General features: G+C 42.6%; 6 protein-coding genes. 5 read left to right on the top strand and 1 reads right to left on the bottom strand.

What is annotated here, in order from left to right; genetic code table 11:
- Window positions 1-24 precede the first annotated feature (24 nt).
- A complete protein-coding gene (locus tag DBR11_RS06695) occupies window positions 25-366 on the top strand; it encodes a hypothetical protein (protein WP_108550850.1) in 342 nt (113 codons plus the stop codon).
- On the opposite strand, the gene DBR11_RS06690 is transcribed toward DBR11_RS06695, so the two are convergent.
- Window positions 363-1,550 (bottom strand): metallophosphoesterase, encoded by a 1,188-nt coding sequence (locus tag DBR11_RS06690; protein ID WP_108550848.1) that lies wholly within the window; start codon window positions 1,548-1,550, stop codon window positions 363-365. The two genes, DBR11_RS06695 and DBR11_RS06690, sit on opposite strands and share 4 nt — an antisense overlap.
- A gap of 48 nt (window positions 1,551-1,598) precedes the next feature.
- Here DBR11_RS06690 and DBR11_RS06685 point away from each other — a divergent pair, with 48 nt between their 5' ends.
- From DBR11_RS06685 to DBR11_RS06670, 4 genes are read left to right on the top strand one after another with little or no spacing between them, the layout of a single operon-like run.
- Window positions 1,599-2,819: a Pycsar system effector family protein gene (locus DBR11_RS06685; protein ID WP_108550846.1), complete on the top strand. Its 1,221-nt coding sequence runs from the start codon at window positions 1,599-1,601 to the stop codon at window positions 2,817-2,819.
- Window positions 2,820-2,822: 3 nt separating this feature from the next.
- Window positions 2,823-4,883: a polyphosphate kinase 1 gene (gene ppk1 / locus DBR11_RS06680; RefSeq protein WP_233260674.1), complete on the top strand. Its 2,061-nt coding sequence runs from the start codon at window positions 2,823-2,825 to the stop codon at window positions 4,881-4,883.
- Window positions 4,867-5,742 carry an SdiA-regulated family protein gene (locus DBR11_RS06675; protein WP_233260673.1) on the top strand — a complete coding sequence of 292 codons (876 nt, stop codon included), beginning with the start codon at window positions 4,867-4,869 and terminating at the stop codon, window positions 5,740-5,742. The genes ppk1 and DBR11_RS06675 overlap by 17 nt, the downstream gene beginning before the upstream one ends.
- A gap of 9 nt (window positions 5,743-5,751) precedes the next feature.
- Window positions 5,752-9,366: a BamA/TamA family outer membrane protein gene (locus DBR11_RS06670; RefSeq protein WP_108550844.1), complete on the top strand. Its 3,615-nt coding sequence runs from the start codon at window positions 5,752-5,754 to the stop codon at window positions 9,364-9,366.
- Window positions 9,367-9,380 lie beyond the last annotated feature (14 nt).

Below are 9,380 nucleotides of genomic sequence, written 5' to 3'. Positions count from 1 at the left end.
ATATTAACCTTTATGTTATGAGTTATGTATAAATATAAGATTGATGAATTTCTGGAAAATCTTCCGGTAAAGTTGAACAGGAATTTGGTAAGTGAAATCCCGAAGATTCTGAATATTTCCTACAATACATTCAGGAATTATTGTAAAATACCGCTGAGAAGTAAAAAAGACATTCCCTACGGCTGTGTCAGAAAGCTGGAAATCCTCTTTGACATGAAAAATGGCGAACTCTGCAATTTCCGTGTTTCAGGAGATCACTATATAGAGGTCGCCAAAAGAGCTTCCCTTAAAAGGAAAAGGAGAAAAACTGTGGTTTCTGAGAAAAAGGAGCCTGCCCCCGAAGAGGTTATAAACCCTAAAGCCTAAACCGTTTTTCTCAATTCTATGACAGTTACCTCAGGCCAGATACCTATTCTGCCGGAAAAGCCCAAAAAGCCAAAACCCCGGTTAATGTTTAGGTATCGGCCATTTTCACTTTTAACACCCGCCCAGTGCGCATAACGGTATTTAACCGGGCTCCATTTTATACCAAAGGCCTCTATTCCAAATTGCATACCATGTGTATGGCCCGCAAGAGTGAGCTGGATCTTTGAGGGATTTTGTTTAACCTGTGCCTCCCAGTGGGAAGGATCATGGGAGAGAAGGATCTTGAAATCTGATGGACTCACATTTCTCAGGGCTTTCTGTAAATCTCCGCGTTCGCCAAAACCCAAACCCCAGTTTTCTACCCCGGCAAGAATGATCTTCTGGCCGTTTTTGTAAATCTCTACATGCTCGTCAAGGAGTAACCTGTAACCCATTTCAGCGTGATAAGTTTTGAGCTGTTGCAGGTTGGCGCGTTTGTTTTCTTCACTTTCCCATTTCACATAATCGCCATAATCATGATTGCCCAATACAGAGAACTGACCATAAGGTGCTTTTATCTTGGAAAAATCATTCATCCAGGGAACAATTTCACTGGCTTTGTTATTCACCAGATCGCCGGTAAATACAAAAAGATCAGACTTCTGCGCATTGATCAGGTCGATCCCCCTTTTAATGGCCTTTGGATTATTGAAACTTCCAGCATGAACATCTGAAATCTGAGTAATGGTAAAGCCTTCAAAATTCTCCGGTAGATCGTCGAAAAATAAAGTGTGTTTAATGACCCGGTAAGCATACTTTCCGCGGACCATTCCATAAATAAAGATCAGAATGGTCAGAATAAATAATATTGTTGCAAACTCTACCCAATGCAGGTTTCTGGGTTGTCCGGTAAACAGGCGGGGGATGTCACCAGCCAGTAATGCGATCGTAAAAATAAGTTCACTGGTGAGCAGGATCAGGAAAGCATGTGTAGCAACTTTGAAAAAGCTGCCCATTCCATGACTGCCAATTCTTCGTATCGCAGCAATCAATGAAAGGGTGATTAAAGCAACAAGGAGCCAGAAACCCAGGCTTAATAAAGGATGATGGCTGTAGGTTTCAAAACCGGAAAGTACATACCAGTTCATTAAAAAAAATAGAATGGCTATCGCGGCCAGAGGAAGAATGCTGAATTTTCGCTTCATGATGATTCAAAAAACAAAAGTACTGTATATATCTTTTATATTTATACCATGAATTACCTGGATATCATAGAGCAGATCAAAACACATGTTGAAGACGTGTTCCATAATGGTAAGGATGATAGACTGGTCTATCATAATTTATCGCATACGGAGCAGGTGGTAAAACATATTGTCAAAATTGCAGGGCATTACCAGTTAAATGACACAGACTTTTTTATTGTCGTTGCTGCGGGATGGTTCCACGATATTGGCTATTTTACGGATTGTAAACATCATGAAAAGGCCGGAACAGAGAAGGCTAAAGAATTTCTGGCTAAGTTCCAGCTTGAAGAACCTATTGTTGTGTCTATAACAGATTGCATCATGGCGACCCATATGCCTCAAAGACCAGAAGGCTTATTGCAGCAAATTATATGCGATGCAGATCTTTACCATTTGGGGACAGATAGTTTTAAAGAAAAAGACAAAGCGATGCACAAGGAGGCAGAGGCTTTTTACGGTCATGACATTGAGAAGGAGATATGGAGAAGGCAAACGATTAAATTTCTGGAGGCTCATCACTACCATACAAGCTATTGTATTGAACATTTAAATAAAGGGAAAGAAGAAAACCTTGCCGGTTTGAAAGAGAAATTATTAAAACATCAACAAGAAATGAATATAGCCGTGCAGGATCAAACTGCTATAGTAAAGGACGCGGAAAGTTCCGGTAAAAAGGATAAAAAGAAAAAGACAGACAGACCGGACAAAGGGATTGAAACCATGTTCAGGATCACCGCCGGAAATCACCAGCGTTTGAGTGATATGGCGGATAATAAAGCCCATATCATGATTTCCACCAATTCCATCATCTTGTCTGTAATCCTCAGTATTTTGCTGCGTAAACTGGAAGATAACCCGCATCTGATTGTTCCAACACTCATCTTGCTGGTCATCTGTGTAACGACTATGGTGTTTTCTATCCTGGCTACAAGACCAACCATTCCTTCCGGGAAATTTACCGAACAGGATGTGCGTTCACACAAAGTGAACCTTCTTTTCTTTGGTAATTTTTATGGAATGAGCCTGACAGACTATGAACGTGGGATGCAGGAAATGATGGAAGACCGGGATTTCCTTTACGGAAGCCTGATCCGGGATTTACATGGACAAGGCGTGGTGCTTGGGCGTAAATATCGTTTGCTGCGGATTGCCTATAACGTATTTATGTTTGGGATTGTGGCGTCAGTTTTGGCATTTATAATTGCTATGGTATTCGTGGCTATGTAAGATATGATAGAAAAAGATACTTTCTTTAACCGCGATCTCAGCTGGCTGGGCTTCAATGAAAGAGTGTTGATGGAGGCTGGCCGTGATCAGGTCCCTTTACTGGAGCGGATCAAATTTTTGTCTATTTATTCTTCCAATCTGGATGAGTTTTACCGGGTCAGGATGCCTGTGTTGATGGCCCTGGATACATTGACTAAAGAGAAGGAGAATGAAGAGGCCTACCGGGCGGCAAAAGCAGAGATTGACCGTCAGCAACGTGGATTTGGTAAAATACTGTCAGAAAACATTTTGCCTGAACTCCTGGAACAGAACATTCATTGGATCTACAACCAGGAAATGCCATCAAAACTACGGGAACAGACAGGGAAGGTTTTTTTTAATGAAATACTAGCTGTACTTCATCCGGTAAGAATAGATATAGAAGAAAAAGTTTTTTTTGCTCAGAACAACAGGCTTTACCAGATCGTGATCCTCAAAGATGAGCAGGAAAAAGAAAGGATAGAATTGGTCAATGTGCCTTCTGACCTGTTGCCGCGTTTTTACCAGTTCCAGGCCGATGGCCAGCGCTATGTGGTTTTTCTGGATGACATCATCAAACAACATCTGGAGCATTTGTTTCCCAAAGACAAGATTACAGGGGTATTTAATGTGAAGATCACCAGAGATGCAGAACTTCGTTTGGAAGAAGAACTGGATGCAGATATGGCGGCGATGATCGAAAAGGAACTGGCCAAAAGAGATCTTGGCCTGGCCACCCGTTTTCTATGTGAGCCGGGAATTCCGCTACGCTGTTTGTACAGGATCATTTATGCACTAAAACTGGAAAAAGCCTCTGTTGTAGAAGGTGGTGTTTACCATAACCTCAAGGATCTGGGGCATTTTCCGTTGGAAGATAAAGCGCTGGAATACCCAGGCAGAACCGCTCTGAATGCCGTGGATATTCCTCCGGGAAAGACACTGTTTGAACAGATTGCAGAACAGGATATACTGATTCATGTGCCTTATGAAAGTTACGATCCTATACTCCGCTTTTTCAATGAAGCAGCTCATGACCCAGCCGTAGAAGAGGTTTATTGTACTTTATACCGGGTAGCCAATCCTTCCAGAATTATACAGGCATTGATCAGTGCTTCCCAAAATGGTAAAAAAGTAACGGCTATGCTGGAACTGAAAGCACGTTTTGACGAAGCTAATAATATCAAATGGGCTGCGCAGATGAAGGCGGCAGGGGTAAAGATCATTTATAGCAGTGTTTCTTTTAAGGTACACGCCAAGGTTGCGCTCTTGAAGCGCCGCGAAGGGGAAGGTAAAAAATACCTTGGTCTGCTGGCCACGGGGAACTTAAATGAAAGTACAGCAAGATTCTATACCGATCATATCCTACTCACAGCTTATGAGCCCATGCTCAAAGAACTGGAATTGTTGTTTGGCTTTCTGGGTAAGAAGAAGAAAAGGCCTGCTGAAGAAGATTTTATTGATTTCAAACATCTGCTTGTGGCACAGTTTAACCTCCAGAGCCGCTTTTTAGCCTTGATCGATCAGGAAATACAAAACGCTTCCAAAGGACTTTCCTCTGGTATTACCATTAAGCTCAATAACCTGGAAGAAAGGGTGTTGATTGCTAAGTTGTATGAAGCGTCGCGTGCCGGGGTAAAGGTACAATTGCTGGTGCGCTCCATTTGTTGCTTGATTCCGGGAGTTAAGGGACAAAGTGAACAGATCCAGGTCAGACGTATTGTAGACCGCTATCTGGAGCATGGCCGGGTATTTGTTTTTCATAACCAGGGCGATGAAAAAGTCTTTTTGGGTTCTGCAGACTGGATGAACCGGAATATATACAGCCGTATTGAAGTCTGTTTCCCGGTATATGAAGTGAATCTGAAGAAAGACCTCATCAATATACTGGATTTGCAGCTGGCAGACAATGTGCAAGCAGTGGAACTTAATGACCATCTGCAAAATATTACCCTCACAGGGAAGCCGGAAATCCGTTCTCAGGAGGCTATTTATGCATTTATTGAAACAAAATTGATTAAAACATCTCCTCATGAAGAAATTTTATAAAGCAGTTATCTGGGTATTGCCTTTATTTTCACTTTTGGTATTTTATGCCTGTAAACCTGTCCAGGTAAAATACACCAGCCCAAAAGGATATGATCTGAACAGCCCCGAAAAATTTAACATGCCGGAAAGCCTGCTGGAGATTAGCGGGATTGCCTTCCATAATGGTGATGGTAAGACTATATACTCCATTCAGGATGAAGACGGCCAGCTTTTTAAACAAACCTGGGGGGTTAAAAAACAAACGAACGTCCGTTTTGCTTCTAAGGGGGACTATGAAGATCTGGCCATATTAAAAGAAACCGTTTTTGTGCTCAAAAGTAATGGCAGTATTTATGTTTTCCCTTTGGGAGAGATCTATAAAAAAGAAACAGATAATGTAAAACAATGGAAAAAAATCCTGCCTAAGGGAGAGTACGAGAGTTTGTACGCAGATGAAGCAAGCAATAAACTCTACGCCATTACCAAAAACAGTGATGAAGACCATAAGAGCAGACAATCCACCGGCTATATCTTTAATTACTATCCGGCCGATGGCAACCTCAAACTGGCGGGGGATTTTAAAATAGATTCCAGGCAAATTGAAGCCTTAGGCCAACCGATTAAATCTGGTCTTAAAGCTTCAGCACTCGCAAAAAATCCGCAGACCAATGAATGGTATATCCTGTCATCTGTGCAAAAAATACTGGTGATCACTACGCCAGACTGGAAGGTAAAGGAGGTTCACAAGATCAGCCCTTCCAAATTTAATCAACCTGAAGGTGTTGCCTTCGATAAAGACTTTAACCTTTATATTTCCAATGAGGGAGATGAGATTACCCCGGGAAATATTCTTAAATTTAAATACAGGCCCTCTAAATAAAAATTTCTCATGAATAAGCAATTGTTCCCTATGCTGTTGTTATTGGCGCTGTTTCAGACAGCACTGGCACAACAGGCAGATACCATATACTCCAGGGTAATTCTTATTGGCGATGCCGGGGAAATGGATCAGCAACAGAGTGCAGTACTCCGGCATGCCGCAGCTAGCGTTTTGAAAGGCAAAACCACCGTGATGTACTTGGGTGATAATATTTATCCGAAAGGAATGGGGCTTTCAGGTAGTAAGGAAGAGGAACAAACGAAAAAGATCCTGCAATCCCAATATCAGCCGATGCGCGAAAGGGGGGCACCTGTTTATTTCATTCCAGGTAATCATGACTGGGACAAAATGGGACCTGACGGACTGGCAAAGATCAAAAGACAATGGGAATTTCTGGAAGAACAAAAAGACAGCCTCCTGCAATTGATTCCCCGAAACGGTTGTCCTGATCCGGTCGAAATTCATATTTCTCCGGAGGTGACGGTCATTGCTTTTGATAGCGAATGGTGGCTGTTCCCTTATGCAAAAGACAATCCGGAAGCAGAATGTGACTGTAACAGTAAAGATGCAATTTTGATGCGGCTGCAGGAGCTCCTGGATAAAAACAGAGATAAGGTGATCCTGCTGGCTTCCCATCACCCCTTTAAAACCTATGGCACTCATGGAGGCTACTATTCACTGAAAGACCATTTATTCCCTTTTACAGCACTGAACCATAACCTGTATATCCCAATGCCGGTTGTGGGCTCTTTGTACCCTTTCCTGCGTTCTACTTTTCCTACACCAGAGGATACAGGAAATCCCTTATACAGGGATATGGTTAAAAGAATTAACCAGGTTTTTGAAGGGTTTCCAAATGTAATCCATGTTGCAGGACATGAACATGGCCTGCAATTTATAAAGGATAACACCATACAGGTGGTTAGTGGTGCAGGAGCAAAACACAGTTACGCAGTGAAAGGGAGATATTCTTTATATGCCAATGCCCGGCAGGGTTACGTCACCGTTGATCAGCTATCGGGTAAAAGAATGAAATTTACCTATTTTATAGATACCGATACCGGCGTGACGCAGACCTTCAGCTATATACAACCCTATGCAGGGGTAAATGAACAGCAAATTGCACAAGTCAGACCCTTACAGGGGGATAGTGCGAGCACAGCATTAAAGCCTGGGTATGATAGTGTGGGCCATTTTCACCGTTTTTTGTTTGGAGAAAACTACCGTAAAGAATGGGCTCAGGAAACCCGTTTGCCGGTGATCCGTCTTTCGGAAATCCATGGTGGTTTAACACCTGAAAAAATGGGGGGAGGCTTTCAAACAAAATCTCTGCGCCTCAAGGATAAAAATGGAAAGGAATATGTACTTCGTGGCGTAGAAAAAAGTCCGGAGAAAATACTGCCCGAAGATATGCGTGAAACTTTTGCCAAGGACTGGGTAGATGATGCCATGAGCGCACAGCATCCGTTTTCGGCACTCATTGTACCACCACTGGCAGCAGCAGTAGGGGTACCTCATGCCAATCCCATTATAGGAATTGTCTCTGCTGATCCAAACCTGGGTAAATACAACAGCATATTTGCGAATAAGGTGTGTTTACTGGAAGAACGAGAGCCTGAAGGCCCATCGGACAATACACCCAAAATGATCCGGAACATGGTGAAGGATAATGATTACAATGTAGATGCCAGGGCCTTTCTGAAAGCCAGGCTGCTGGATTTACTGATCGGTGACTGGGACCGGCATAGCGACCAATGGCGCTGGTATGGAGAAAAGAAAGGAGACGATGAAATTTATGCGCCTGTTCCCAGGGACAGGGACCAGGTATTCTATACCAATCAAGGCGTATTGCCATATCTGGCAGCCCGTTCCTGGCTAGCCCCCAATCTTCAGGGCTTTGGCGGTAAAATCAAAGATATTCGTTATTCTTTGTGGAAAAGTATGTTCCTGGACAGATATCCCGCCGCCCAGATCAGTCATGCAGAGTGGACCGCGATCGTACAGAATTTTGTAAAAGCAGAAACAGATGAAGTATTAGAAGAGGGATTGAAACGCTTGCCTGAATCAGCCTATAAACTACGACATGACGTACTTTTGCAACAGCTCAAAGACCGGAGGGCAAGTATTCCGGCAGCAATGGAAGAATATTACCGTTTCAAAAATAAGATTGTAGACATCCATACAACCGCAAAGAATGAATTGGTTCATATTAATGGAACACCAGATAAAGGCTTGCAGGTCATCATTAATAAAATCAGTAAAAAAGGAAATATCCAGGATACTTTAATGAACAAGACCTATAGCCCGGATATCACCAAAGAAATCCGTTTGTATGTTGGAGGCGGTGATGATAAGATCGTATTGAATAATGGAACCTCCTCTATCAAACTACGAATGGTAGACAGCACGGGAAACAAAACTGTGGAGGTGTTACAAGCCAAAAGAAAAGTACTGCTCTATGACCGGGGCGATAAACTCAACCTTCTGGGGGATAGCTCCAGGCTCAGGTTGAAGCTGTCTAAAGACAGTGCAAATACGGCTTACATGACCACGAATCTGATGAATGTAACAATGCCTCTTGTAACTGTAGACATCAATCCGGATGACGGTTTGCTGCTGGGCGCCGGTTTTAGAAGAACCCACCAGGAAGGATTCAGAAAGCGGCCATATAATGATGTACAGGAGTTTTTTATAAGTCATTCCTTTTCTACCAAAGCCTTTAAGATCAAATATAGCGGAGAATGGATCAAGGCCATTGGGGATGCAGATTTTCTGGTCAAAGCAGCGGTGAATGCGCCTGAAAATTCAGTGAACTTTTACGGAAGGGGTAATGAAACTGTATTTGATAAAACAGGAGATTACAGGACCTTCTACCGGGCGAGATTTAGTACTTATGAAATCGATCCGGCGCTCCGGTGGCGTACGCTAACAGGTATGAGTTTTAGCGTAGGCCCCTCTTTCCAGTACTATTCCTATAGCACTGAGGATAATATCGGTCGTTTTATAAGTCAGCCGTCAAAAGTTGGTTCTTATGACAGTCTAACTGTTGACAAGGATAAACTTTATACCGGATTAGTTGCTAATTTTACCAATGACAAACGGAGCAATAAGATTTTGCCGGTCTGGGGGAGCTATGTAAATATCAAGGTGCAGGGTTATACAGGTTTAAATAGTTATTCAAAATCATTTGTACAAATCATCCCTGAAGTGGCGCTCTATAAAAGCTTCAACACGAAAGGAACCATTGTATTAGCGGAGCGTTTTGGCGGAGGGGTAACCTTTGGCAAAACAGCATTTTATCAGAGTTTATTCCTTGGTGGACAGGGGAATTTATATGGTTTCAGACAAAATAGATTTGCCGGGCAGCATATGGCCTATAATAACCTTGAGCTCCGCGCTAAAATTGGAGATTTTGCCAGTTATCTGGTTCCCGGTCAAATTGGTCTGATTGGTTTTTACGATATTGGACGGGTTTGGGAAAACGGGGAAAGCTCTGACAAATGGCACAATGGTGTTGGAGGTGGATTATATGCTACAGCCTCCCATTATGCCATTGTGAAGTTTATCATGGGCTACTCTACAGAAGGGTGGTACCCGAGTATTAATCTTGGAATGCGTTTTTAATTAAATATAAAGAC

This window comes from Pedobacter sp. HMWF019 (genome assembly GCF_003061025.1).
Lineage (GTDB): Bacteria > Bacteroidota > Bacteroidia > Sphingobacteriales > Sphingobacteriaceae > Pedobacter.
This window is presented reverse-complemented; position numbering and strand designations above follow the sequence as displayed.

What these genes read in the sequence shown, in the direction of transcription:
- DBR11_RS06685 (WP_108550846.1), top strand. Translation starts at nt 1,599, where the DNA reads ATGAATTACCTGGATATCATAGAGCAGATCAAAACACATGTTGAAGAC.
- DBR11_RS06675 (WP_233260673.1), top strand. Translation starts at nt 4,867, where the DNA reads ATGAAGAAATTTTATAAAGCAGTTATCTGGGTATTGCCTTTATTTTCA.
- ppk1 (WP_233260674.1), top strand. Translation starts at nt 2,823, where the DNA reads ATGATAGAAAAAGATACTTTCTTTAACCGCGATCTCAGCTGGCTGGGC.
- DBR11_RS06690 (WP_108550848.1), bottom strand. Translation starts at nt 1,550, where the DNA reads ATGAAGCGAAAATTCAGCATTCTTCCTCTGGCCGCGATAGCCATTCTA.
- DBR11_RS06670 (WP_108550844.1), top strand. Translation starts at nt 5,752, where the DNA reads ATGAATAAGCAATTGTTCCCTATGCTGTTGTTATTGGCGCTGTTTCAG.
- DBR11_RS06695 (WP_108550850.1), top strand. Translation starts at nt 25, where the DNA reads ATGTATAAATATAAGATTGATGAATTTCTGGAAAATCTTCCGGTAAAG.